Origin of the sequence: Anoxybacillus sp. FSL W8-0104 (assembly GCF_038004465.1) — a bacterium.
In the GTDB taxonomy this organism is placed as follows: Bacteria; Bacillota; Bacilli; order Bacillales; family Anoxybacillaceae; genus Anoxybacillus; species Anoxybacillus flavithermus_G.
In genome coordinates this window covers 1,179,864-1,205,277 of sequence record NZ_JBBOQU010000001.1, presented here as the reverse complement: position 1 = coordinate 1,205,277, position 25,414 = coordinate 1,179,864, and the positions used below count along the sequence as shown (strand labels likewise).

The window sequence follows — 25,414 nt, the reverse complement described above, 5'->3', positions numbered from 1 at the left end:
TTTTCTCTCTACATTACGTTTACATATTCGACTGAAAGTGAAACTTTCCTTCTATGTAATGCAAAATTTCATTGACTCGTCTTTCAAATATTGTATCATCGGTCATGTCAAACCATTGAACAGGCATTTGATTTCGGAACCATGTGAACTGACGCTTTGCGTAGCGACGAGAGTTTTGTTTCAATTGTTCGATTGCCTCTTTCAGCGTAAGCATTCCGTCAAAATACGCATATAACTCTTTATAGCCGATTGCCTGAATTGCTTGACAGTCACGTAAACCTTGTTTATATAATCGTTTCACTTCTTCAATCAACCCTTGATCAATCATTTGATCTACTCGTTGATTAATACGTGCATATAGCTTCTCTCGTTCCATTGTCAATCCAATAAGTGCTACGTTATATACCAGCTGACGTTTTTGCTCTTTCAGCCATTCTGTCATTGTTTTTCCTGTACAATGATAAATTTCTAACGCACGAATGACACGACGAACGTTATTCGGATGAATGCGTTCTGCACTTAAGGGATCAATTTGTTTCAGTTGTTCATACAACTCATCAGGTGAACAACGTTCAAGTGACTGGCGATACAAGTCGTTAGAAGGGGCGTCTGAAAATTGATAATCGTAAATAACAGATTGGATATATAGCCCTGTACCACCAACGATGATCGGAAGTTTTCCTCGTTTCGTTATATCTTTAATAAGTGAACGGGCAAGCGTCTGAAACTCTGCCACAGAAAAAGATTCATGCGGCTCCTTTATATCTAGTAAATGATGTGAAATACCTTCCGTTTCTTCTTGACGAATTTTAGCTGTTCCAATATCCAATCCTTTATATACTTGCATCGAATCGCCATTAATAATTTCCCCGTTTAAGCGTTTCGCCAATTGTATACTCATTTTCGTTTTCCCTACAGCCGTTGGACCGATTAACACAACGACTTTCTCTCCCATAAAATACCACTACTTTCCATTCTAATTCACATTCATCTATTATAGACAAACAATATGCATTTTATCATTTCATTTTGAAAAAATGTGAAAAAACATCCATTTTCACATGACGCGTTTAAACATTTTTTCTAATTCATACGTAGAAAAATGAATAATAATTGGGCGACCGTGCGGACATGTAAACGGATCGCTCGTTTTTCGCAACGATTCGAGCAACGCAAATATTTCATCGTTACGTAAAAATTGATTCGCTTTAATCGACTGTTTGCAACTCATCATGATGGCAGCTTTTTCTCTTAGTTGCTTCATATCCACTTTTTTCATCGTTAACACTTGCTTAATCATTTCCTCAATAATTTCTAATTCTTCCCCTTTCGGAAACCATTGGGGATGAGAACGAACAATAAAACTGTTATGACCAAACGGCTCTAAAAACACACCACAAGCAGCTAATTGATCACGGTAACTTTCAATAAGTACATACTCACTTGATGAATAAGTAAGCGTCAATGGGATAAGCAACGGCTGTAACTCATTTGTAACGGTTGCTAGTTTTTCACGAAAGTATTCGTATTTAATTCGTTCTTGAGCAGCATGTTGATCAATAATATATAGCCCGTTTTCATTTTGGGCTAAAATATACGTCCCATGCATTTGACCAATCGGATATAATGGCGGAATGCGTTCTTGCTCCATCTCTCCTGTTACATGTTCGCTTGGAACAACGGATTCTACATCAAGTAGTGTGACATCTTGATCACGAACACGTTCATCACTTTTCTCCAACACGATTCGCTCTTCTGTTTTCTTTTCTTGATCACGATATATCTCCGTTACACGAGGTGACATCGTATTCGATTCTTTCACGATATGTTCAAACGAAAACGTTTGTTGTTCTGCTTTCGTTTTTTCTACTCGCGGTGCCGTTACCTCAGGAATTAACGTCTTTTTTTGAAATGATTGGCGAATCGTTTGTTGAACAAGCTCGTTTAACTCGGCTTCTTTACTAAAACGCACTTCCAATTTTGCTGGATGAACATTCACATCTATAAGAAGCGGATCCATCATAACATTTAAAAAGGTAATCGGATGCCGTCCAATTGGGAGAAGCGTATGATATCCTTCTTCAATCGCTTTATATAACGAATAGTTTTTAATATACCGTCCATTTACGATCGTCGTCATATAATTCCGAGACGCACGCGTCACCTCAGGTAAAGCAACGTAACCGTCAATTGTAAAATCGAGCGTCTCCGCATGAATCGCAATCATTTTTTTGGCGACATCCAATCCGTAAATCACTGCCAATACTTGCCTTACATCCCCATTTCCGTTCGTATAAAACAGTTGTTTTCCGTTATGTGTTAACCGAAATGAAATATGCGGATGTGCAAGCGCTAGACGATTTATCACATCAACAACATGACCAAGTTCCGTATGAATGGTTTTCATATATTTTAGACGCGCTGGCGTATTGAAAAATAAATGAGAAACGGTAACATCTGTTCCTTTTCGACTGCTTGTCCGACCATGCTGCACAAGTTCTCCACCTTTTAAAACGAGCCACGTCCCTGGTCCTTCACCGGTACTCGTCTTCAGTTCTAAATGTGAGACGGAAGCAATGCTAGGCAACGCCTCTCCTCGAAAGCCGAGCGTACGAATACGAAACAAATCTGCCTCATCTTTAATTTTGCTCGTTGCATGTCGTTCAAACGCTAAAAAACAATCTTCTTCCTCAAAACCATCCCCATTGTCAACGACACGAATTTTCGCTAATCCCGCTTCTTCTAACTCCACTTCAATGATCGTGCTATGAGCATCAATCGCATTTTCAACAAGTTCTTTCACGACAGAAGCCGGGCGCTCTACAACTTCCCCTGCCGCAATTTTATTCGCTAACGCCTCATCAAGCTTACGAATTTTCCCCACGTTTTCCCTCCTTTCACTTTAATAATTTTTGAATTTCGTATAATTTATTCATTGCTTCTAACGGTGTCATATCAAGTAAATTAAGAGATTGGATACGCTTGATCACTTCTTTTTCTTTTTTCGATGCACTTGAGCGCCCTTCGTCGCGTTGTTCTTCAAACATGCTTAACTGCTCAAACTGCTCTCTATTTTCTTTAACGATCGGTGTTGCATTTGTCTCAAATTCCCGCAAAATTTGCTCCGCCCGCTGAATTAAGTCTAACGGCAGCTTCGCTAATTGCGCGACATGAATGCCGTAACTTTTATCCGCTGGACCTTCTTTAATTTGATGCAAAAAGATAACGTTACCGTTTTCTTCAACTGCACTCACATGCACATTTTTTAAACGCGGCAATTGTTGTTCAAGCGCTGTTAATTCATGATAGTGGGTACTAAATAGCGTTTTAGCGCCGATACGATCATGAATATACTCAATCATCGCTTGCGCAAGCGCCATCCCATCGTATGTGGATGTTCCGCGACCAATTTCATCAAACAAGATGAGGCTGTTTTGTGTTGCGTGAACGATCGCATGACGCGCCTCAAGCATTTCTACCATAAACGTACTTTGCCCGGCAACTAAATCGTCAGCCGCTCCAATGCGCGTAAATACTTGATCAAAGATCGGTAATACCGCTTCTTCCGCCGGGACAAAACAACCAATTTGTGCCATGATCGCCGTTAATGCGATTTGACGCATATATGTGCTTTTTCCAGACATATTCGGACCTGTAATAAGCAACATTTCTCGTTCAGCATCCATATAACAATCGTTTGGAACATAAACATTTGTTCCTAACACTTTCTCTACAACGGGGTGTCGTCCTTGTCGAACGACAAGACGGCGATCATAAGAAAACTGCGGTTTACAATAATTATATTTTTCACTAACCGTAGCAAAACATTGTAAAACATCTAATTGGCTCATGTATTTCGCTAATTTTTGTAGACGAACAATATATTGTTTCACTTGTTCACGTATAGAAACAAACAGCTCGTATTCAAGTTCCATGCTTTTTTCTTCTGCTTCCAAAATTAGTGCCTCTTTTTCTTTTAGTTCTTTTGTCACAAAACGTTCAGCATTCGCTAACGTTTGTTTACGTTCATATCGATCCTCTGGCAATAAATGTAGATTCGCTTTTGTTACTTCGATATAGTATCCAAATACGCGATTGTAACCAATCTTTAATGATTTAATCCCTGTTACTTCTCTCTCTTTTGCTTCCAACTGTGCAATCCATGTTTTCCCATTACGACTAGCATCCCGGAAGCGATCTAACGTTTCGTTATAACCATCTTTAATGATGCCACCCTCTCTCACGGAAAGCGGTGGGTTTTCCTCAATTGCTTCTTCCAACAATTGAACAAGTTCTTCACATGCATCTAAATGTTTTGCAAATGATTGAACGTGATCATCTTGAATTTGCATAAGAAGTGAGGAAATGAAAGGTACTTGTTTTAACGACTTTTTCAATTGAATTAAATCACGCGCGTTCACATTTCCAAACGCCACACGCCCAGCTAATCGCTCCAAATCATATACACTGCGAAGATATTCGCGTAATTCTTGACGCTCGAAATAATGGATCAACAGTTGTTCAACAAAATACCATCGCTGTTCAATTTTTTCACGATCTAATAACGGACGATCAATCCATTGCTTAAGTAGACGTCCACCCATCGCAGTCATCGTTTCGTCCAGAAGCCAAAAAAGAGAACCGGTTTTTCCTTTACTCCGAATTGTTTCCGTCAACTCTAAATTACGTTTAGAGTACATGTCGATTTTCATATGTGCATCGACTTCGTACAGTTCGACCGGCTGTAAATGAGCTAAATGTCGCTTCTGTGTTTTTACTAAATAATTTAATAATCTCCCAAACGTCACGAGTAATTTTTCTTGTTTCAAATGTGAAACAATAGACGTACAACCAAGCGGAATGGTTGTTTCATCTTCATACGAAATGGTAATAGTATATCTTTCTTGAAATAATTCCCATTTTTCTTGATACGCTGTTGGAACGACTATTTCTTTCGCGCCAATAGAATAAATTTCATTGAGCACATCTTCAAATGCATGGAGCATCGTCATACGACTTTCTCCAGTCGTTAAATCTGCATATGCAAATCCATACGTACCATCCTCAAATGATGTCAATGAAGCTAAATAGTTATTTGCTTTGTCTTCCAGTTGCTTCCCTTCCATAACTGTTCCAGGGGTAATGAGTTGAACGACTTCGCGTCGCACAACCCCTTTGGCAGTTTTCGGGTCTTCAACTTGTTCACAAATCGCAACTTTATATCCTTTCTCAATCAAACGTTCAATATACATCGCGGCTGAATGATAAGGTACACCGCACATCGGCACGCGTTCTTCTCCGCCCCCGTCACGACTAGTAAGCGTAATTTCTAGCTCTTGTGATGCTTTAATCGCATCTTCAAAAAACATCTCATAAAAATCACCGAGACGAAAAAATAAAAAGGCATCTTTATATTGTGATTTAATTGCTAAATATTGCTGAATCATTGGTGTATAAGCCATGACCTTTCCTCCAACGTCCGAAATCTTGACTTCAATTATTATAACAAAAAATAAAAACTAGGAAGAACAAACTTCCTAGTTTTGTTTGAGTCAAGACTTTGTGGGAGATTTTTTTCTCGACCGATTTTTTTGGTTATATATGGTTTTATAAAATCGTTATATGTAAGCGCTTTTACTTACTCTCATCCTGTAGGTATGTGCGTTTTCTCTCGTTTTAAAAACCTTTCAATGCTTGCAATGCCTCGTAAATCGGTGTCCCTGAAGATTGGCGAAGGTATGGGATGTTATCTCGTACCACTTCTGTCATTTGCGTTTGCACGCGCTTCAGTGCCTTTTTCACGATCGTTTCTCGTTTCGTTTCTTCTCGTTCTTCCACGCCATACATCACTCCATCGCGTGTCCGAATGAGTAACGTATCTTTTATCGCGACGATCGCTCGCAACATCGCTTCAATCCCTGCATCCCTCCAACTTCGACCGTTTTTACTTCGTTTCGCAAACACATGCATCGTTCCTTCCGCACTCCCCATCGCCCTCATGTTTGTCGTGTCAATCCCTTTTTCCTTCAACCATACGCGATAGTCACGTAAACATCCTGGTATCTCCTCGATTCGACGAACAAGCGCCTCGAGTTGCTTTTCCTTCTCCTCATGTTCTAACGTACCGATGGCACTTGTGAGTTCTCGTAACACACCTTCTTCATCCCATGATGCTAACTTCTTTCGAATCACCCGATATCTCGCATGACCTCGGAACAATTGACGAATCTCTCTTGCCACATGGAACCGATCAAGCTGAAAGTACCCCCTGTCCCCGAAATATTCTCGACACGCTGTAATCCATGGGGCTCCATCTCCATTGATGACCACCCAATCCTCAAACGGATCATAGCTGTATTCCTTCATCAGAAAATTCTCTACAGCTTCCCAAATCGGTTCATTCGTTTGATGAACCATATACCGTCGATTCACTAAGGATACGCGTTTCCCGTTTTTCTCCCATCCTTGGTGAATCGTGATGATCTTTTCTTCTTTTCCTTTGATGCGGCTTCGTTGACGTTTCACGTACAACCCGTCTGCTTCGATAAAAAACACGCGCCCTTTTTTCTCCATCGCACGGTGCCCTTCCACCTCTGCCTCGATGATGGACTGGCGAATCGTTTCGTGACTCATACATGCATACCCCACCAGCTTTTCAAGCGACTGCGCAGCCTGTCGATACGAAGAACCCGTCACGGCGAGATGAATCGCTGTCTCCTCTAATAGCGGACTCACTCCATGCGCCCCATCGAACTGGAGAAAGACATCGAGTAAAGACGTATACACCTTTTTTTCACGGTCAAAGTAGTAGTTTCGCTTCACTTCCACCTCTCCAAATAGCGTTTGGAGTCGGATCGTCCGCTTATCTTTGAGCGCATATCGTTTCTTGTCCCTCTGTTCTGCCAATGTGCGGTCGATCTCCTCCAACACCTGTTGAAGGAGATGACCATATTGTTTTTGCATATGTCTAAATAAAGACTGTTCGATCTCTTTTAATGTCAAGCCGTTTGTGATATAATCCTGCATGGGCTCCACTCCTTTCTTTGGTTGTATTTTTTTTCGCACTTACTACCTTACCAGGAGGAGAGCCCGTTTTTCATCTATTTTGCTTACATATCTGACAGGTTCCTTATTATACCAAATCAGGAACCTGTCTTTTTTTCTCCCACAAACATTTTACTCATACCCTAGTTTTTATTGCTTCCTTCTTGAAGAAGCTCTTCATCCAACTGTTCTAATTCAGCTTCAATATCCTCATCGACTTCTTCAGATGATGTATCAACAACCGCAATCCGTACTTTTGTTTCCCCGATGACCTCAGCGATGAACTCTCGCTCTACTTCCACAGTTACCTTGTTTCCAGTTGAAGCAATCGTACATTCTAAACAATTTGGTTGCTGAACAACACGTGCAATCACTTCTTGTTCTTCGCTAATGAGTTCTTCGTTACGATACTTCAACGGAATGACATCGGTATAAGATACCGTTTCTGTGAGCACTTCCGTTTTTGTATTATCGTTGTACGAATACCAAACATTCACATCATACTTCCCATGAATTTCAACACTACGATCCACTTTTTTCGCTTCGTACCGATGATTAATAATCCAACAACCGAGCACGCTCGTTGGACGATGTTGCGCGGAAACGGTATGCGTCGATTGCGTAAACTTTCTCCCTTTTCCAACAACTGCCTTTGTAATAATTTCCCTGTATTGGGACATGAAACAAACCCTCCTCAAAAATGCATTGTTCATTTTATCCTATGCACGAAAAAACTAAAAGTGTACATAAAAAAACAATCATTCCGTATAGTTCATTGTATGCAACTTGTTCGAAATATGTGACAAAAATAAAAAAAGAGCCCAAATGGACTCTTTAATAGCAATGGCCGCAATGGCTATGTTTCATTTGGGCACCCGTTTCTCCTCGTAACACATCGCCACCTGTCGATGTAATAATTTCATCTGTCACCGTCTTTGAAATCGTGGATGCAACGAGCTGCAACAAATCATTAATTTCTACTTGCGATTGTTTAAATTGTTCTACAATCGGAATGTCTGATAGCTGTTCGTAAATTTCATCAATTTCTGCTTCTACTTTTTTTAACGCTTCAACTTTTCCGTAATGTTGCAAGTTTACAGCTTGTTTTTGTAACGATTTAATTTTAGCAATCATCGTGCGTACTTTTTCATTTTCATGAATTTTGGCTTCTGCTTGTTTAAAAATCTCTACTTCTTCCGTTTCAGCAATCATTTTAGCTAATTCTTTTGCTTTTTGGACGATGTCATCCTTTGTATATTTCGCCACGTTATTTCACCTCGATCGTTTCTTCTACCATTTCTCCATTTAATGTCCACGTTTTTGCTTCTGTAATGCGCACGTTTACAAGTTGACCGACCGCAGACTTAGGTCCAACGAAGTTCACAAGCTTGTTTTTACGTGTGTATCCAGCGAGAACGTCTGGGTTATTTTTACTTTCCCCTTCTACTAATACTTCGACAACTTGTCCCTCATATTCCTTCATTTTTTTCGCAGAAATTTCGTTTACTAATGCGTTTAAGCGTTGTAAACGTTCTTTTTTCACTTCCATTGGCACGTTATCAACCATTTTTGCTGCCGGTGTTCCTTCACGTGGCGAGTAAATAAACGTAAATGCAGAATCAAATTCGACTTCGCGATAGAGCGACAACGTTTCTTCAAATTGCTCATCTGTTTCATTCGGGAATCCGACAATAATGTCTGTTGTAAGCGCCACACCTGGAATGGCTTCTTTAATTTTACGAACAAGCTCTAAATATTGTTCACGTGTATATTTACGCGCCATCATTTTTAACACTTCACTACTTCCCGACTGTACAGGCAAGTGAATGTGCTCAACTAAATTTCCACCTTTTGCTAACACTTCGATTAAACGATCATCAAAATCACGTGGATGGCTTGTTGTAAAGCGAATGCGCGGAATATCAATTTTGCGCAGTTCGTCCATTAAATCGCCAAGACCATATTTCATATCAGTAAAATCTTTTCCATACGCATTCACGTTTTGTCCTAAAAGCGTAATTTCTTTATACCCTTGTGCAGCTAAGTGACGTACCTCTTGAATAATATCTTCTGGGCGACGGCTACGCTCTTTACCGCGTGTATACGGAACGATACAGTACGTACAAAACTTATCGCAACCGTACATGATATTAACCCATGCTTTAATATTTCCTTTGCGTACTTTCGGCAAGTTTTCGATGACATCGCCTTCTTTTGACCATACTTCAACAACCATTTCTTTTGACATGTACGCCTCTTTCAAAATATACGGAAGACGATGAATATTGTGCGTGCCAAAGATCATATCAACGTATTGGAATTGCTTCAAAATTTTATTGACGACTGATTCTTCTTGTGACATACAGCCGCATACCCCAAGCAATAAATCCGGGTTATTTTGTTTGAGTGGCTTTAAATGTCCAATTTCTCCGAATACTTTATTCTCTGCATTTTCACGAATGGCACACGTATTTAACAAAATGACGTTGGCATCCTCTGGGCGATCCGTTGGTTCATAGCCGAGCGCCATAAAAATTCCAGCCATCACTTCTGTATCATGTTCATTCATTTGACAGCCGTACGTACGAATGTAAAATTTACGACCGTTCCCCATGCCTCGAAACTCTTCTGGAATAGAGAAATCTTTATGATATTTCACTTCCTCTTTTCCACGTTTTTTCGCTTCTTTTAAAGATGGAGGAACAAATACAGTTGAAAAATATTTTTCATAGTCTTGACTCGTTTTTTGCTTGAGACGTTGCAAATTTTCATCCAAAGCGGATTTTTTGTCCGTTGGATGATCTGTTTCAATTTGTGCTGTGTACTGTAAACGTTGTTTTTCGTTCATCATAATTCCCCTTTCTTTTGTTCATAGACGCACACTAACATAGTATATTATTTTCTGGACTTTTAAACAATGTTTTTTCCATGAAAAAGAGGATGGCTTTCACCACCCTCTTTTTTCTTACATAAACTCAGCCACAAGCTGATCAAATTTTTCCTTGCTCATTGCTAAATCTGCTTCTGCCAATGGTTTTTCGCTATAACCAGGCACAAGATCTTGATATGATTTGCGCTCTTTATTTTGATAAATGAGCCCTGTAACAAGCCCTTTATGTTTCATCAACGTTTGCATCGCCATTTCGCGGTTAGATGGATCATATCCTTCAATGGAGCTCAAGCTCGTTAAATTGTCTTTAAACCAATCGTATGTGTTTACTTTATTGTACGTGACGCACGGGCTAAATACGTTAATGAGCGAGAATCCTTTATGCTTTATGCCTTCTTCGATTAATTGCGTCAACTCTTTTAAATCACTAGAAAAGCTTTGGGCGACGAATGTAGCCCCTGCTGTCAACGCCATCTCCATAATCGACAACGCTGGCTCAACCGATCCTTGTGGTGTGCTTTTCGTTTTAAATCCAACTTCACTACGTGGTGATGTTTGTCCTTTTGTTAAGCCGTAAATTTGGTTATCCATAACGATGTACGTAATGTCGATGTTACGACGAATCGCATGGATCGTATGCCCCATTCCGATCGCGAATCCATCACCGTCACCACCAGCAGCAATGACAGTCAAGTCACGATTGGCCATTTTTACCCCTTGGGCAATCGGAAGTGCCCGACCGTGAACACCATGAAAACCATACGAATTAATGTAACCAGAAATACGTCCAGAACAACCAATTCCAGAGACAACAACAAGCTCATGTGGTTCAAGTCCAACGTTGGCAGCCGCACGTTGAATAGCTGCTTGCACAGAAAAGTCACCACAACCTGGACACCAGTTCGGTTTAATGTTATTTCGGAAATCTTTAAATGTCGCCATGTTTAAAACAACTCCTTGCATTTTGTATAAACTTCGTGCGGTAAGAACGGGTTGCCATCATATTTCAACACGTTAAATACTTTCTCAGCATGTCCAACGTTCATTTTTAAAATGTTGGCGAGTTGTCCTGTTGCGTTATTTTCAACAACAATAACTTTTTTTGCTGATTGCACAAGTGGCAACATTTCTTCCGTTGGGAACGGATGAATGAGACGAACGTGAGCATGATTTACCTTGATGCCATCTCGCTCTAGACGTTCCATCGCTTCCTCAATCGCTCCACGCGTTGAGTTAAACCCAACGATTAACACATCGGCTTCTTCATGCTTCACATGTTTATGAACTGGTGTCGGGAATTGAATATGTTTCAACTTGCGCAGACGCTTATCCATTTGTGCAATACGGTTCGCTGCTACTTCAGAAGGACGGCCTGTTTCATCGTGCTCAACGCCCGTCACATGGTGAATACCGTTTTCCATTCCTGGCAATACACGCGGTGACACGCCATCTTCCGTCACTTCATATCGTTTAAAACAACCTTTGTCTGGAATTTCAGGGAGTTCTCCCGTAACAAGTTTGCCACGACGAATTTCAATTTTATCGTATTCTAGCGGCTCAACTGTTTGTTTACCTAACGAAAGTTGCAAGTCTGTTAAAACGATGACTGGACATTGATACTCTTCTGCAATGTTAAACGCTTCAACCATATCGTAAAACGCTTCTTGTACAGTACTTGGCGCCATGACTACTTTCGGAATTTCTCCGTGTGTTCCATAAATCATTGCCATCAAATCGGACTGTTCTTGTTTCGTCGGAAGACCTGTACTCGGACCACCACGTTGCGTATCAACAATGACAATTGGCGTTTCTGTAATTCCAGCTAATCCGATCGCTTCCATCATAAGCGAAAGACCTGGTCCGGCCGAAGCTGTCAACGTGCGAACACCCGCATAGTTCGCACCAATAGCCATTGTACAAGCTGCAATTTCGTCTTCTGTTTGAATGACTGTACCACCAAATTGTGGAAGCTTCTTAATTAAGTATTCCATAATCTCTGACGCTGGGGTAATTGGATACGCTGCCATAAAACGAGCGCCACCCGCAAGTGCACCAAGCGCAATCGCATCGTTTCCAATCATAAACATTCTCTTTTTGCCGTCCGCCTTCTCAAGTTGCATGAGTTGAATGTTGTCACCAAGTTGTTCACGCATAAACTGAGCGCCCGCTCTGATCGCTTCCATGTTTTTGGAAACAACCTGCTCGCCTTTGCGACCGAAAATCTCCTGAACGACCCCTTCATATACGCTAATATCGAGACCGAGTACAGCGCTAGAAGCTCCGACTGCAACCATGTTTTTCATTAATGCTGTTCCTAATTCTGTTGCAATATCTGTAAATGGAACCGCATACAGCGTAGCTCTTGACTCGTCTGGAATCGTTGGATTAAACTTTGCATCTGCGATGACGATTCCACCTTGACGTAACTCGTGAAAGTTAAAATCAATTGTTTCTTGGTCAAAAGCTACTAATATATCAAGATCATCGGCAATCGAACGAACTTGCGTTGTGCTAACACGAATTTTATTGTTCGTATGACCACCTTTAATACGAGATGAAAAGTGGCGATAACCATATAAGTAGTAGCCTAGTCGGTTGAGCGCAATGGAGAATATTTCTCCCGTACTTTCAATACCTTCCCCTTGTTGTCCTCCAACTTTCCATGAAAGTTGACTAATCATGTCTTACACCCCTTTAAAGTTCCATCAATTGTAACGTAACATTATACGATTATAAGTGTAGCACTTTTCCAGAAAAAGCTCTACCATTTCGCTTAATAAATTTTTCGAAAAATTTCATTTACTAAACGCTTTCATTCTAGCTCTATTGAAAAAAAATTGCAACATATTTGTCACAAAAATGTGAATTGTTCTTCCGAATTTTTTATTGCGGGATTCGCTCATAAAAATTACAAAACAAAAATTTTCTCACTTGTTCCTCTTTAAAATGCTTCAGCAATTCATTAATGAAATGGGTATAATGCGAAACATTAGCTAATTGGTCAACCGTTTCAAAAATGCCATCGAAGTCAGATCCAAACCCGATATGGTTTTCGCCGCCTAACGAGCAAATATAGTCGACATGACGCAATACATCTGTCACTGTTGTCGTTTGCGTATCATGACGTAAAAACTGCGGAACGAATGTCACACCGATCACCCCATTTTTCTTAATCAAAGCTTGAATCTGGTCATCGCGCAAATTGCGTGGGTGCGGGCAAAGCGTATACGCATTTGAATGTGAAGCAATCGGATATTGGGCTAATTCAATGACATCCCAAAACGCTCGTTCACTTAAATGCGACACATCTGTCCAACATTGTTGTTCGTTCAATAAGCGGACAACTTCTTTCCCGAATTTCGTTAAACCTCCCCCTCGTTGCTCAAATGCCCCATCCGCTACCATATTTGCATCATTCCATGTTAAACCGACAGAACGAACGCCAAGCCGAAGAAGTGTGCGCAATTGCGTTAAACTTTCGCCAATGGCTTCACACCCTTCTAATGTGAGCATGGCTCCGATTTCATTTGGTTGTAACTGATCAATTTCTTTTTTTGAACAAACTACTTTCATATTTGGCTGTGACACAACTTTCTCATAGAAATAATCAATCATCTCTAAAGCTACAAAAAAGCGCGATTCTGGCCTTACATGTTTTGGGATGTAAATAGCAAATCCTTGTACTGTTACACCCGCCTGCTGCAATCCATCGTACGTGACATGTAGCAATGAGCTTCGCTCAAACGATACATCTTGGTCACAAAATAGTTGATATAAAACGTCACAATGAGCGTCAAATATACGCACAACGACCCCTCCATACGAAAATTCGCTCTGTAGCATATGATAAAAATAACCTGTTTGCTATGCAAGCAAACAGGTTTATGTGCATTAACGCGGTTCAACAATAAGTTTGATTGCTGTCCGCTCTTCTCCATCAATTTGAATGTCTGTAAACGCAGGAATACAAATGAGATCGACTCCGCTCGGTGCTACGAATCCTCGCGCGATCGCTACTGCCTTCACGGCTTGATTTAATGCACCTGCACCGATCGCCTGAATTTCAGCAGCACCGCGTTCTCTTAGCACGCCAGCAAGTGCACCAGCTACAGAATTAGGATTAGACTTTGCTGAAACTTTTAATATTTCCATTTCTAGCTCCTCCTTGTTTCTAACAATTGCTTGTAAAAAATTCGTACTGTTTACTATATATTCACCTCTGTTCACTCGTATTCCTGCTATTTATATGCATTTTTTAGAAAAATCTAAAAAGAGAGACTAGTCGAAATATGGGTGGTCATCATTAATCATAATTCGTTGAATTGATTTCGTTCTCCCGCTTTTTTCATCTATATCGATAAGCACAGCATTCAACTGCGCGCGCCCCGTCGTCACTTCGAAACGAACCGGCAAGCCCGTTAAAAATTTACGTAATACTGCCTCACGATCCACACCCAAAATGCCATCGTAAGGACCTGTCATACCGACATCAGTAATATAACCGGTGCCGTTTGGCAAAATACGAGAGTCCGCTGTTTGAACGTGTGTATGCGTACCAACGACAGCGCTTACTCGCCCATCTAAATACCATCCCATCGCTTGTTTTTCACTCGTTGCTTCCGCATGAAAATCTACCAGAATGACAGGAGTGCGTGCGAGCGCCATTTCTACTAACTCATCTGCTTTTTTAAACGGACAATCAATCGCTGGCAAAAACGTCCTCCCTTGCAAACTGATGACTGCAACTTCATATCCCTCTGCTTGAATAAATACAATTCCTTTTCCAGGTGTACCTGCTGGAAAATTTCCTGGACGAACAAGTACTTTCGCTTGATCAATAAACTCAAATATTTCACGATTATCCCACGCATGATTCCCAAGGGTTACTACATGCACTCCTATTTCTAAAAAGCGCCGATATATTTTTTCTGTTATTCCTTTCCCACCAGCAGCATTTTCACCGTTGATAACAATCACATGTGGTTTATATTTCACTTTTAACTTCGGGACGTATTCATCAACCATTTTTCTTCCCGGTTGTCCTACGACATCACCGATAAATAATAGTTTCATCGTATTACCCTTTCTATACTCATGATTTCTATTTTTCAGTTTCGCACAAAACAAAGCTTTTATCAATACGAAAAGCTACTCCAAACGAGGAGTAGCTTTATTTTGCATATTCAACAGCTCGCGTTTCGCGGATTACTGTAACTTTAATATGACCTGGATAATCAAGCTCTTCTTCAATGCGCTTGCGAATGTCACGCGCCAAACGATGCGCTTCCAAGTCATCGATCATATCTGGCTTTACCATAATGCGAATTTCGCGTCCAGCTTGAATCGCATACGACTTTTCAACACCTTCATACGATTCAGCGATTTCTTCAAGTTTTTCAAGTCGACGAATATAGTTTTCTAACGTTTCGCTACGGGCACCTGGCCGAGCAGCAGATAATGCGTCCGCAGCAGCAACAAGCACAGCGATAATAGACGTCGGCTCCGTATCACCATGATGGGAAGCAATGCTATTGATAACGACTGGGTGTTCTTTATATTTCGTTGCGAGCTCTACACCAATTTCAACATGGCTTCCTTCTACTTCATGGTCAACAGCTTTTCCGATGTCGTGAAGAAGACCTGCTCGTCTTGCAAGCATTTCATCTTCCCCTAACTCAGCTGCCATCAAACCAGCTAAGTACGCAACTTCCATCGAATGTTTAAGAACATTTTGTCCATAGCTTGTACGGAATTTCAATCGGCCTAAAATTTTAATTAAATCCGGGTGCAACCCGTGAACACCCACTTCGAACGTTGTTTGTTCTCCCACTTCACGAATGTGTTCATCCACTTCTCTTCGCGCTTTTTCAACCATCTCTTCAATTCGCGCCGGATGAATACGCCCGTCTTGAACAAGTTTATCTAACGCAATTCGTGCCGTTTCACGACGGATCGGATCAAAGCCTGATAAAATGACTGCTTCCGGCGTGTCGTCAATGATGAGATCAATACCTGTTAACGTTTCCAACGTGCGAATGTTACGTCCTTCGCGTCCAATAATCCGACCTTTCATTTCGTCATTCGGCAAGTTCACAACAGATACGGTCGTTTCGGCAACATGGTCAGCAGCACAACGTTGAATAGCAAGCGATAAAATTTCTTTTGCTTTTTTATCGGCTTCTTCCTTTACTTTCGCTTCTGCTTCTTTGACCATGAGCGCGATTTCATGAGAAAGCTCTTTTTCTACACGATCCAAAATGATTTGCCGTGCTTCTTCACGAGTCAAGCTAGAAATACGCTCAAGCTCTGCTTGTTCCTTTCGAACGAGTTCTTCCACTTTGCTTTCCATTTCTTCAATATGCTGTTGTCTTTCATTGAGAGAATTCTCTTTTTTCTCAAGCAACGCTTCCCGTTTGTTTAAAGATTCGTCCTTTCGATCGAGATTCTCCTCCTTTTGTAACAAGCGGTTTTCCTGTTTTTGTAATTCACTTCTTCGTTCGCGAATTTCTCGTTCTGCTTCCACGCGAAGTTTGTGAATCTCATCCTTTGCTTCAAGGAGCGCCTCTTTTTTCAATGCGTCTGCTTCTCTTTTCGCTTCTTCAATCATTTGCTTGGCAGCTGCTTGTGCACCGCCAATTTTTGCCTCGGCAATGGATTTACGAACAAAAAAGCCAACAACTGCACCGACGACTAGGGCAAGCAAAGCGGAGATGATCGTTTCACCCATTATCCTCACCTCCTCTTGCTATAAATTCGTTACTTCATCAATGTCGGCATGTACATTGCACCCATTCAACATACACTTCAAAATTGTCAAATATACATGTACATTTTAAAGGTGACCTTCCATATTGTCAAGGCTTGTCATTGTGGGAAAGCGTTTCATATCTTTTTATTTTCCAAAAAAGAGGGTGTTCCAAAAATAACGGAGCACCCTTTCCATAATTATATATGCACATAATCACTTTTTTATTGAAGCAAGGCGACCTTTTTAATCAATTTTTTACTCTAAAAAGTCTAGATCATCTTCGCGCACAGATGTCGTCGATGCCCCTGCTGTAATGCCATAATGTTGGCGAATTTCACGCGCAATTTCTTCCATAATGTGTGGATTTTCCTTTAAAAATTGTTTTGCATTTTCTCGCCCTTGTCCTAATCGCTCATCTTTATATGAATACCAAGCGCCACTTTTTTGAATAATGTCGAGTTCAGCACCCATATCAATGATTTCGCCTTCTTTTGAAATTCCTTCGCCATACATAATATCTACATCCGCTGTTTTAAACGGAGGCGCCACTTTGTTTTTCACGACTTTAATTTTCGTCTTATTTCCAACCATGTCGTTGCCTTGTTTAATTTGTTCTGCACGACGCACTTCTAAACGAACAGACGCATAAAACTTCAATGCACGACCTCCAGGAGTTGTCTCGGGGTTCCCGAACATAACCCCCACTTTTTCCCTTATTTGGTTAATAAAGATAGCGATCGTTTTAGACTTGTTAATCGCGCCTGATAATTTACGTAGCGCTTGGGACATGAGCCGTGCTTGTAATCCAACGTGAGCATCGCCCATTTCCCCTTCAATTTCTGCTTTCGGAACAAGGGCTGCAACGGAGTCAATAACAATAATGTCAACCGCTCCACTACGCACAAGCGCTTCAGCAATTTCTAACGCTTGCTCTCCTGTATCAGGCTGTGAAAGCAACAATTCATCAATATTAACACCTAACTTTTCAGCGTAAACAGGATCTAAAGCGTGTTCTGCATCAATGAACGCCGCTTGACCACCTTGCTTTTGTACTTCAGCAATCGCATGAAGGGCAACTGTCGTTTTACCCGAAGATTCTGGACCATAAATTTCAATAATACGCCCGCGCGGATATCCTCCTACTCCAAGAGCAATATCAAGTGCAAGAGAGCCGCTTGATACAGTCGAAATTTGACGATCTGTTTGCTCCCCTAGCTTCATAATGGAGCCTTTTCCAAACTGTTTCTCAATTTGCTTTAACGCCTGTTCTAATGCTGCTTGACGATCGTTCAAAGAAACTCCTCCTTTATACTTACAAAAAATAAAGCAGTGACCGCTACTTATTACTATACATGTTTTCTGTTTATTTGCCAAGAAAAAACGAATAGATGTTCGTAAATCAATGCAACAATTGTAGTAAATAATAACAACCATATTTTGCAGTACGCATCCGAATGGCTTGACGATTACCAGATAATGTAAGCGCAAACGTTTTTGTCCCTCGTTCTGTGGCAATCCCTATCCATACCGTTCCTACTGGCTTCCCTTCCAAATCGTCCGGTCCTGCGACGCCTGTAAAGCTTATACCGATATCACTTCGACAAAGTTTTCGAACATTTTCCGCCAACAATTGTGCACATCGCCCACTTACTGCCCCCTCTGTTTGTAATATTTCTTTCGGCACATGAAGCACATTTTCCTTTATTTCATTTGTATAACATACAACCCCTCCTGCTATGACAGAAGAAGCTGTCGGAAGAGCAGTCATTTCCTTTAAAAACAACCCCCCCGTTAAGCTTTCAGCAACAGCAAGTGTCTTATCCTTTTCTTTTAACGTCGCTAACAGTTTGCTAAACAACGTTTCATCATTGTAACCGTAAAAATAAGGGCGAACACGCGCTAAAATATTTTCCTCTACCTCGTCAATCATTCGCTTCGCTTCTTCTTCACGTTCATGCTTTGCTGTCAAGCGGAGAGTCACTTCACCGTCAGACGCAAGTGGAGCAATCGTCGGATTCGTTTGCGCATCGATCAAATCTTCAATTTCTGTTTCTAGCTGTGATTCCCCGATATGAAAAAAGCGAAGAACACGCGAAACAATTTTTTCGCGAACGTGACGCTTTTGCAATAAAAAAGGACGTCCATATTTCATGAACATCGGTTGCATTTCTTTTGGTGGCCCTGGAAGAAGCATGTACGTCACATGATCAACAACAAGTGCCATTCCAGGAGCCATCCCATGTTCATTTTTTAACACGTGACTTCCTTCTAACACAAGCGCCTGTTTTCGATTGTTTGGGGACATCGGACGATTTGTTTTTGAGAAATAATCACAAATGGATTGCCATGCTTCTTCGTCTAAAACGAGCGATTTATTTAACATCTTTGCAATCGTTTCTTTTGTTAAATCATCTTTCGTCGGTCCAAGTCCCCCCGTAAAAATAATCAAATTCGAGCGTTGCTTTGCTACTTCAATCGCATGTGTAAGCCTTTGAGGATTATCTCCAACAACCGTATGATAATATACATCTATCCCTATTTCAGCTAATTGTTGAGATAAAAATTGAGCATTTGTATTTGCAATTTGGCCAAGCAAGAGCTCCGAGCCAACGGCGATAATTTCTGCTTTCATCCTTCTCCCATCCCTTTTTTATTTACTTCGAATGACGAAATGCGTGTTTATTTTTAACAAAGTAATCCCATCCTGACCAGATTGTGAAAATGAGTGCAATCCATAAAGAAATGTCCGCAAACGGAAACGACAGCAGGGAGAAAGGAAGATTGTGCAAAAGAAGGGCGGCGATCGCTACAATTTGCGTCCACGTTTTAATTTTTCCAAGCATGTTCGCTGCCACCACTTCCCCCTCTCCAGCCAACACAAGCCTCAATCCGGTTACCGCAAATTCACGACTAATAATAACAATGACCATCCACGCTGGCGCCAAATCCAATTGAACGAGCGCAATGAGCGCAGCCGATACAAGCAATTTATCTGCAAGTGGGTCAAGAAATTTTCCTAAATTCGTTACTAACCCATATTTTCGTGCATAGTATCCATCAATCCAGTCTGTTGTTGATGCAATAATAAAAATAAGCGCGGCAACAGCGTGTGTCATCGGCAATTGCTCTGTTCCGATTTGAATCATACCTAAGTCAATCGGTGCCAAGAGGAAAATTAGGAAAAAAGGAATAAGTAGCATTCGGGCAATTGTAATTTGATTCGGTATATTCACAGTACTAACCTCCAACACGTCATACAACATCATTGTTTTTTATAAACAATCGTAATATCTTGACGAACGTGATCACTTGGATTAACAGGGTATTCAAGTGTTTGTCCGTTTATTTTCACTTCTGTATTTAATGTTTGTCCGATGACTAACAACACTTCTGTTTCGTTCGTCAAATCGAACGTTTCAGCTTGATTAGCATACATCATTTTTCGTGTGAATGCTTTGCCTTTCCCATTTTTCACTTCAATCCACGCATCACCCTTTGTTGCAATGTCAATGATCAACTGTTCCCCCGTGACTTCAAGTGTCGATTTTCGACCATTCGTGTCTACTACCTTAATCATTGCTGTCGATGGTTGCTCTTGCTCTTTTTCTAGTTGTTGTTCGTTCTGTTTTTCAGATTGTTGTTCATTTTGTTTTTCAGGCTGTTGTTCGTTCGCCTGCTCAGATTGCTCAAATTCTGTCTCCTCATTTATCACCTGCTCTTGCGGTTGTTCATCCATCGTTCGGTTTTGAAAGAAAAACCATAGAACAACCGCTACTCCAACAGCTAACATACCGATTAAAATTTTGGGGAGGATATTCAGTACTTTTTCACCTTGTTCTGATAATTGTCGCGATTTAACACGCGATAATTCGCCAGGAAGTTCTTCTTGCTGAGCATTTGGAATTTCGTTTGCGTATTGTTCAAACAGCTCTTCGGGATCAAGGCCGACCGCTTCAGCATACTGACGAATAAACGCGCGAACATAAAACTTCCCGGGCATAATCACATAATTTCCTTGTTCAATTGCGATCAAGTATCGCTTCTGAATTTTAGTGATTTCTTGTAAATCATCTAAGCTCATATTGCTCTGTTCTCTCGCTTCTTTTAAACGCTTCCCTAACTCTGTCAACGGAAACACCTTCCATCTTTAAAAGTCGATATTTGAAAAACCGTCGTTGCCGAAGAAAGAAGATTGGTCAACAAGATCGTACGTAATTTCCTCATCTGCATCATGACGCAATTCAATAATATAATCAAAATCATCAAGTTTATATTCCGTATGCCTTACAAAAATATCGGGATGTTCAATGACTTTCGTCGCTGGTAGTCGCATGAGCTCACGGATGAGTTGCCAATGCCGTTCATTTGAGCGGCGCGTCGAAACGATTCCGTCAATAATGAATACATTGTTTTCACTATACTCATCTTCAATGAGTTGGCTGCGAACTGTTTGTTTAATTAACGTAGATGAGACAAATAGCCAACGCTTGTTCGCACATACGCTCGCAGCTACGATGGATTCCGTTTTTCCAACACGCGGCATGCCACGAATGCCAATTAACTTGTGACCTTCTTGTTTAAATAACTCGGCCATAAAATCGACAAGCAATCCTAATTCGTCACGAACGAACCGAAACGTTTTTTTATCGTCGGCATCACGCTGAATATAACGCCCATGCCGAACGGCGAGACGGTCGCGTAGCTTCGGCTCGCGCAACTTCGTCACCGTGATATCTTCCATCGTTGCCAAAATGGATTGTAGCCGTTCAATTTGCTCATGGCTTTTGCATAACAAAAGCATCCCTCGACGTGAATCGTCCACTCCGTTAATTGTGATGATGTTGATGGACAACATACCAAGTAGCGATGCAATATCCCCCAACAATCCCGGACGATTGATATGTATTTCATATTCTAAATACCATTCTTTCTTTTCCATATACCCCTTCTCCCCTTTACGTTACACGATACGATCCTAAAGCAACACTTTGTCGAAACACGCATGTATGTTTATTTTACCATCTGAATGCGAGAATGAAAAGGACAGACAACCGTTTTTTGTGAACAGTTAAACATAGTAAAACAAGCTGGCGAATGTCACCAGCTTGCCCATATTACTTACTTATTTTGTACAAGTTTAATCATCATGTTGGCTATTGCATGTTGCTCTTGCTCATTTGCTACGTGCCACAAATCAGCAAGTACACGCTCTTCCGGGTTTTTCGGATCGACTTGTTTTGCCAAGTAGTCGCCAATCTGATAAGCGATATCCGAAATGACTTGTTGGTTCATCCCTTGCGCTTCCGCTTGATGAAGACGATCAGCTAAAAAGCTTTTCCATTGCTCAAAATTATCAAGAACAGACATATGCAAACCTCCTTGAAATTCGTTTCAAGAACAGTTTGCTTTATGAAACAAAAAATTATGCTTGCTTAACAATACCAACCGCCATTGACGGATAAAATTTGTCCTGTAATATACGATGCATCGTCAGAAATTAAAAACGATACCGCTTTAGCTACATCTTCTGGTTTCCCGATTCTCCCGAGTGGAATCTCGTTCGCTAACGCTTCTAACTCCTCTGCAGTAAACTCCTGAAGCATCGGTGTATCAATGGCTCCTGGAGCAATGGCATTTACTCGTATGCCACTTGGCGCAACTTCTTTCGCTAACGCTTTGACGAACGTATTTTGCGCGCCCTTCACCATCGAATACAATACTTCGCATGACGCCCCTGTGAGTCCCCAGATCGATGAAATGACAACAATTTGTCCGCGACGTCGCTGAATCATAGAGGGCAACAACCGTTTCGTCAATAAAAACGGACTTGTCACATGCAGCTGTACCATGCGCTCGACTTGTTCGTCAGTCATGTCCGTCACCAGCCCATATGTACTCATTCCACTATTATGAACGAGCACGTCAATTGGATGAAAAAGAGACGACACTAACGTATCGACCCCAAAAGGATGAGATAAATCGGCCTGAATGGCATATATGTCTGTTGATAATTGCTTCATTAAAGATTGAACAGATTGTTCATTTTTGTAGTAATGTAAATACAATCCATACCCATCTTTTGCGAGCTGTCTGGCAATTTCCCGTCCAATTCCTCCACTCGCTCCTGTAACTAAAGCATATTTCATCACATTTCACCTTTTCGGAACAACTTGGCATACCGTAAACTGTTCGGGTACAAAACATTCACGGGCTACCGCTTTTATATCATCCGATGTCAATGATTGTAACGCCTCTACAACATCGAATAAACTCATTTGGTCGAATGCGTAACGAGTAAATTGATTCGCAATATACTCAAGCGAATTCAACGATCGTAAAAACGAGCCGATTTTTTTTCTTTTCATCCGCTCCACTTGTTCATCACCAATATCGGAAAACTGCACAAGAATGCGTTGAATTTCTTCTGCTAATTGATCAGGGTATAATGTGTCGCCACCAATTAAACCAAACCCAAAATCACTTTCTTCTGTATAATCAACCATAAATGTTTCATCAATTAATCCTTGTTGGTATAGCCGCTCATAGTGCGATGAACTTTTTCCAAACAAATGATCAAGCAATAATCCCATCGCGCATTCATGCTTTAATTTTTCTTTTCCTTTTGTATATACATTTTTCGCCTTTATACCAACGAGACATTTAGATGTCTGTACATTCATTTCAATGACATGTTTTTCACGGGCGACATGGGATGGTTCTTCATAGTGAAATCGCTCAATGTCTGTTGGCGAACGGAACGTTTTTTTTGCTTGATTTGTGCGAATTTGTTCGAGTATAGTCAATGGATCAACTGGACCGGTAACAAACAACAACATATTACTCGGGTGATAAAACGTTTCATAGCATTCATACAATAAATCTTTCGTAATATGTGAAATCGACTCCACTGTTCCTGCAATATCAATTTTTACAGGATGATTGTGGTACATGCTTTCAATTGTTCCGAAATATAGACGCCAATCCGGGTTATCGTCATACATACGAATTTCTTGAGCGATAATCCCTTTTTCCTTTTCGACTGTTTGCTCTGTAAAGTATGGTTTTTGGACAAAGTCAAGTAAAGTTTCTAAATTTTTTTCTACATTTGTCGTACTCGAAAATAAATAGGCGGTGCGTGTGAAAGATGTAAAAGCGTTCGCTGATGCCCCTTGCTTACTAAATATTTGAAATACATCGCCATCTTCTTTTTCGAACAATTTATGCTCTAAAAAATGGGCGATGCCATCCGGCACTTTTTTCATGCTCGTTTTTCCATATGGAGTAAAATAGTTATCCACCGAACCGTATTTTGTCGTAAACGTTGCATATGTTTTATTGAATTCTTTTTTCGGTAAAATGTAAACGTCTAATCCGTTGTTTAATCGCTCATAAAATAATTGTTCTTGCAACTGATCGTAGCGAATAATCTTCATTTTTTCTCACCTTCCTTCTCTGTTAAAAAATAAATTGTATCTAATTCAATTTTTTCGCCTACTCGTACGATGTCCTCACGCGTCACTTTTTCAATCGCTTCTAACCACTCATCTAATGGACGTTGCCGCGTCGCGATGACGTTATGATAGGAAATTTCAATCATTCCACGCGCTGTATCAACTGTTTCTAATAATTGATTACGAATGACTGCTTTTGTTTGAATAATTTCCTCATCGCTAAATTGCCCGTTACGCATCGCCTCTGCCTGAGCATGAATAATTTCAAGTGCACGCTCATAATTGCTCGGTTCAATTCCTGCCATGACCATCATCATTCCTTGATGACTTTCGATACGCGAAGCTGCATAATAAGCCAAGCTCGCCTTTTCACGCACATTGATGAACAATTTTGAATGTGTAAATCCCCCGAATATCCCGTTCCATACTTGCAACGCATCGTAATCTGCATCGTTGTATGTCGTATTTGTTCGATAACCAAGATGTAGCTTTCCTTGTTTCACATGTTGTTTTTCTATAACTTCTTGCACGCTTGTTCGTTTTGTTAACGTTGTCGTTTCAGTTGAACATAACGAACGAGCTTCTAACGGAAAACGTTCCACAACATCATGTTCTACGTCCGTTAACGCCACATCTCCGACAATGTATAAGTCTATTTCATCGTGTTTCAGCATGTGTTCGTAATGTTTATATAAACGTTTAGCATCAATTATATCGATATCGCTCAGTTTACCGTGAACATCGAGCGCATAGGGCGAGCCTTTATACATCTCTTCGATGAGTCGATGTTGAGCATATCGCATTTTATCATCAAACAACGATTGTATTTTTTGTTTCAATGCCCGTTTTTCTTGCTCAACGATCGCAACAGAAAATTCACCCTGTTCAGTAAGTGGGCGAAATAGTATGTCGCTAAAGAGGGTCAACGCTTCGCGTAATAGTGGAGATGTGGTGCCTAAAAATTTTTCGTTTGCCACATCCATTCGAATCGTAATAATATGATTTTCTCCTTTTTTCGCTAAATCGACTTGTAACGTAGCACCATATAGTTCGTCTAAATATGTACGTAACGCTTTCATCGACGGATGTCGCTCGGTAGCGTTTTGTAACACATACGGAATAAGAGCTCGCATCGTTACATCTCGTTCACATAACGGTGCTTTCATCTTTAATACGAGCGTATTCGTCTTATATTTTTTCGTCGGAATGACATGAAGACGAAGGCCTCCTATTGTTTTTACTTCTTCTCGAAACATACAATCACTCCTTTTTATTTCATAG

Annotated in this window: 22 protein-coding genes; all 22 read right to left on the bottom strand. The window is 40.7% G+C overall.

The window, feature by feature from the left end; all coding sequences use genetic code 11:
* Positions 1-19 precede the first annotated feature (19 nt).
* Positions 20-955 (bottom strand): tRNA (adenosine(37)-N6)-dimethylallyltransferase MiaA, encoded by a 936-nt coding sequence (miaA, locus tag NST18_RS06425; protein ID WP_004890639.1) that lies wholly within the window; start codon positions 953-955, stop codon positions 20-22.
* Positions 956-1,057: 102 nt separating this feature from the next.
* Positions 1,058-2,884, bottom strand: a complete 1,827-nt coding sequence (mutL, locus tag NST18_RS06420) for a DNA mismatch repair endonuclease MutL (RefSeq protein WP_340721299.1) — start codon at positions 2,882-2,884, stop codon at positions 1,058-1,060.
* 13 nt (positions 2,885-2,897) lie between these two features.
* Entirely contained in the window at positions 2,898-5,462 is a 2,565-nt protein-coding gene (gene mutS / locus NST18_RS06415; protein WP_340721298.1) for a DNA mismatch repair protein MutS, read from the bottom strand.
* A gap of 214 nt (positions 5,463-5,676) precedes the next feature.
* Positions 5,677-7,026 (bottom strand): ISLre2 family transposase, encoded by a 1,350-nt coding sequence (locus NST18_RS06410; protein WP_075039588.1) that lies wholly within the window; start codon positions 7,024-7,026, stop codon positions 5,677-5,679.
* A 161-nt stretch (positions 7,027-7,187) separates the two neighbouring features.
* A complete protein-coding gene (locus NST18_RS06405; protein WP_004890648.1) occupies positions 7,188-7,724 on the bottom strand; it encodes an outer spore coat protein CotE in 537 nt (178 codons plus the stop codon).
* Positions 7,725-7,878: 154 nt separating this feature from the next.
* Complete coding sequence (locus NST18_RS06400; protein WP_340721296.1) at positions 7,879-8,310, bottom strand: RicAFT regulatory complex protein RicA family protein; 432 nt, start codon at positions 8,308-8,310, stop codon at positions 7,879-7,881.
* A gap of 1 nt (position 8,311) precedes the next feature.
* Positions 8,312-9,892 (bottom strand): tRNA (N6-isopentenyl adenosine(37)-C2)-methylthiotransferase MiaB, encoded by a 1,581-nt coding sequence (miaB, locus tag NST18_RS06395; RefSeq protein WP_004890653.1) that lies wholly within the window; start codon positions 9,890-9,892, stop codon positions 8,312-8,314.
* Positions 9,893-10,009: 117 nt separating this feature from the next.
* Complete coding sequence (locus tag NST18_RS06390) at positions 10,010-10,876, bottom strand: 2-oxoacid:ferredoxin oxidoreductase subunit beta (RefSeq protein WP_004890656.1); 867 nt, start codon at positions 10,874-10,876, stop codon at positions 10,010-10,012.
* Between the two features lie 2 nt (positions 10,877-10,878).
* The gene (locus tag NST18_RS06385; protein ID WP_064213983.1) at positions 10,879-12,615 is read right to left on the bottom strand and encodes a 2-oxoacid:acceptor oxidoreductase subunit alpha; all 1,737 of its coding nucleotides are present in this window, start codon (positions 12,613-12,615) and stop codon (positions 10,879-10,881) included.
* Positions 12,616-12,817: 202 nt separating this feature from the next.
* The gene (locus NST18_RS06380) at positions 12,818-13,777 is read right to left on the bottom strand and encodes a dipeptidase (RefSeq protein ID WP_004890661.1); all 960 of its coding nucleotides are present in this window, start codon (positions 13,775-13,777) and stop codon (positions 12,818-12,820) included.
* 48 nt (positions 13,778-13,825) lie between these two features.
* Positions 13,826-14,086, bottom strand: a complete 261-nt coding sequence (spoVS, locus tag NST18_RS06375; protein ID WP_003181955.1) for a stage V sporulation protein SpoVS — start codon at positions 14,084-14,086, stop codon at positions 13,826-13,828.
* 126 nt (positions 14,087-14,212) lie between these two features.
* The gene (locus NST18_RS06370) at positions 14,213-15,007 is read right to left on the bottom strand and encodes a TIGR00282 family metallophosphoesterase (RefSeq protein ID WP_004890664.1); all 795 of its coding nucleotides are present in this window, start codon (positions 15,005-15,007) and stop codon (positions 14,213-14,215) included.
* Positions 15,008-15,104: 97 nt separating this feature from the next.
* A complete protein-coding gene (rny, locus tag NST18_RS06365) occupies positions 15,105-16,661 on the bottom strand; it encodes a ribonuclease Y (RefSeq protein ID WP_004890666.1) in 1,557 nt (518 codons plus the stop codon).
* A 276-nt stretch (positions 16,662-16,937) separates the two neighbouring features.
* Positions 16,938-17,975 carry a recombinase RecA gene (recA, locus tag NST18_RS06360; protein WP_004890668.1) on the bottom strand — a complete coding sequence of 346 codons (1,038 nt, stop codon included), beginning with the start codon at positions 17,973-17,975 and terminating at the stop codon, positions 16,938-16,940.
* 106 nt (positions 17,976-18,081) lie between these two features.
* Positions 18,082-19,314, bottom strand: coding sequence for a competence/damage-inducible protein A (locus NST18_RS06355; RefSeq protein ID WP_004890671.1), 1,233 nt, complete (start codon positions 19,312-19,314; stop codon positions 18,082-18,084).
* Between the two features lie 22 nt (positions 19,315-19,336).
* Positions 19,337-19,915, bottom strand: a complete 579-nt coding sequence (pgsA, locus tag NST18_RS06350) for a CDP-diacylglycerol--glycerol-3-phosphate 3-phosphatidyltransferase (protein ID WP_004890673.1) — start codon at positions 19,913-19,915, stop codon at positions 19,337-19,339.
* 29 nt (positions 19,916-19,944) lie between these two features.
* A complete protein-coding gene (locus NST18_RS06345) occupies positions 19,945-20,811 on the bottom strand; it encodes a helix-turn-helix domain-containing protein (protein ID WP_035018672.1) in 867 nt (288 codons plus the stop codon).
* 18 nt (positions 20,812-20,829) lie between these two features.
* Positions 20,830-21,621, bottom strand: coding sequence for a DUF3388 domain-containing protein (locus NST18_RS06340; protein WP_064220906.1), 792 nt, complete (start codon positions 21,619-21,621; stop codon positions 20,830-20,832).
* Between the two features lie 179 nt (positions 21,622-21,800).
* The gene (locus NST18_RS06335) at positions 21,801-22,049 is read right to left on the bottom strand and encodes a DUF3243 domain-containing protein (RefSeq protein WP_004890680.1); all 249 of its coding nucleotides are present in this window, start codon (positions 22,047-22,049) and stop codon (positions 21,801-21,803) included.
* Positions 22,050-22,114: 65 nt separating this feature from the next.
* Positions 22,115-22,828, bottom strand: a complete 714-nt coding sequence (gene ymfI / locus NST18_RS06330) for an elongation factor P 5-aminopentanone reductase (RefSeq protein ID WP_064220907.1) — start codon at positions 22,826-22,828, stop codon at positions 22,115-22,117.
* Between the two features lie 6 nt (positions 22,829-22,834).
* A complete protein-coding gene (gene yfmH / locus NST18_RS06325; protein ID WP_064220908.1) occupies positions 22,835-24,115 on the bottom strand; it encodes an EF-P 5-aminopentanol modification-associated protein YfmH in 1,281 nt (426 codons plus the stop codon).
* Entirely contained in the window at positions 24,112-25,389 is a 1,278-nt protein-coding gene (gene yfmF, locus NST18_RS06320) for an EF-P 5-aminopentanol modification-associated protein YfmF (protein ID WP_064220909.1), read from the bottom strand. The genes yfmH and yfmF overlap by 4 nt, the downstream gene beginning before the upstream one ends.
* Positions 25,390-25,414: the final 25 nt, after the last annotated feature.

Bases quoted from the DNA above. Each gene is read 5' to 3' on its own strand.
- NST18_RS06405 (WP_004890648.1), bottom strand. From the start codon at position 7,724: ATGTCCCAATACAGGGAAATTATTACAAAGGCAGTTGTTGGAAAAGGG.
- yfmH (WP_064220908.1), bottom strand. From the start codon at position 24,115: ATGAAGATTATTCGCTACGATCAGTTGCAAGAACAATTATTTTATGAG.
- mutS (WP_340721298.1), bottom strand. From the start codon at position 5,462: ATGGCTTATACACCAATGATTCAGCAATATTTAGCAATTAAATCACAA.
- NST18_RS06385 (WP_064213983.1), bottom strand. From the start codon at position 12,615: ATGATTAGTCAACTTTCATGGAAAGTTGGAGGACAACAAGGGGAAGGT.
- spoVS (WP_003181955.1), bottom strand. From the start codon at position 14,086: ATGGAAATATTAAAAGTTTCAGCAAAGTCTAATCCTAATTCTGTAGCT.
- yfmF (WP_064220909.1), bottom strand. From the start codon at position 25,389: ATGTTTCGAGAAGAAGTAAAAACAATAGGAGGCCTTCGTCTTCATGTC.
- rny (WP_004890666.1), bottom strand. From the start codon at position 16,661: ATGGGTGAAACGATCATCTCCGCTTTGCTTGCCCTAGTCGTCGGTGCA.
- NST18_RS06355 (WP_004890671.1), bottom strand. From the start codon at position 19,314: ATGAAAGCAGAAATTATCGCCGTTGGCTCGGAGCTCTTGCTTGGCCAA.
- NST18_RS06390 (WP_004890656.1), bottom strand. From the start codon at position 10,876: ATGGCGACATTTAAAGATTTCCGAAATAACATTAAACCGAACTGGTGT.
- NST18_RS06410 (WP_075039588.1), bottom strand. From the start codon at position 7,026: ATGCAGGATTATATCACAAACGGCTTGACATTAAAAGAGATCGAACAG.
- miaB (WP_004890653.1), bottom strand. From the start codon at position 9,892: ATGAACGAAAAACAACGTTTACAGTACACAGCACAAATTGAAACAGAT.
- ymfI (WP_064220907.1), bottom strand. From the start codon at position 22,828: ATGAAATATGCTTTAGTTACAGGAGCGAGTGGAGGAATTGGACGGGAA.
- NST18_RS06370 (WP_004890664.1), bottom strand. From the start codon at position 15,007: ATGAAACTATTATTTATCGGTGATGTCGTAGGACAACCGGGAAGAAAA.
- miaA (WP_004890639.1), bottom strand. From the start codon at position 955: ATGGGAGAGAAAGTCGTTGTGTTAATCGGTCCAACGGCTGTAGGGAAA.
- NST18_RS06340 (WP_064220906.1), bottom strand. From the start codon at position 21,621: ATGGAAAAGAAAGAATGGTATTTAGAATATGAAATACATATCAATCGT.
- NST18_RS06380 (WP_004890661.1), bottom strand. From the start codon at position 13,777: ATGCTACAGAGCGAATTTTCGTATGGAGGGGTCGTTGTGCGTATATTT.
- NST18_RS06335 (WP_004890680.1), bottom strand. From the start codon at position 22,049: ATGTCTGTTCTTGATAATTTTGAGCAATGGAAAAGCTTTTTAGCTGAT.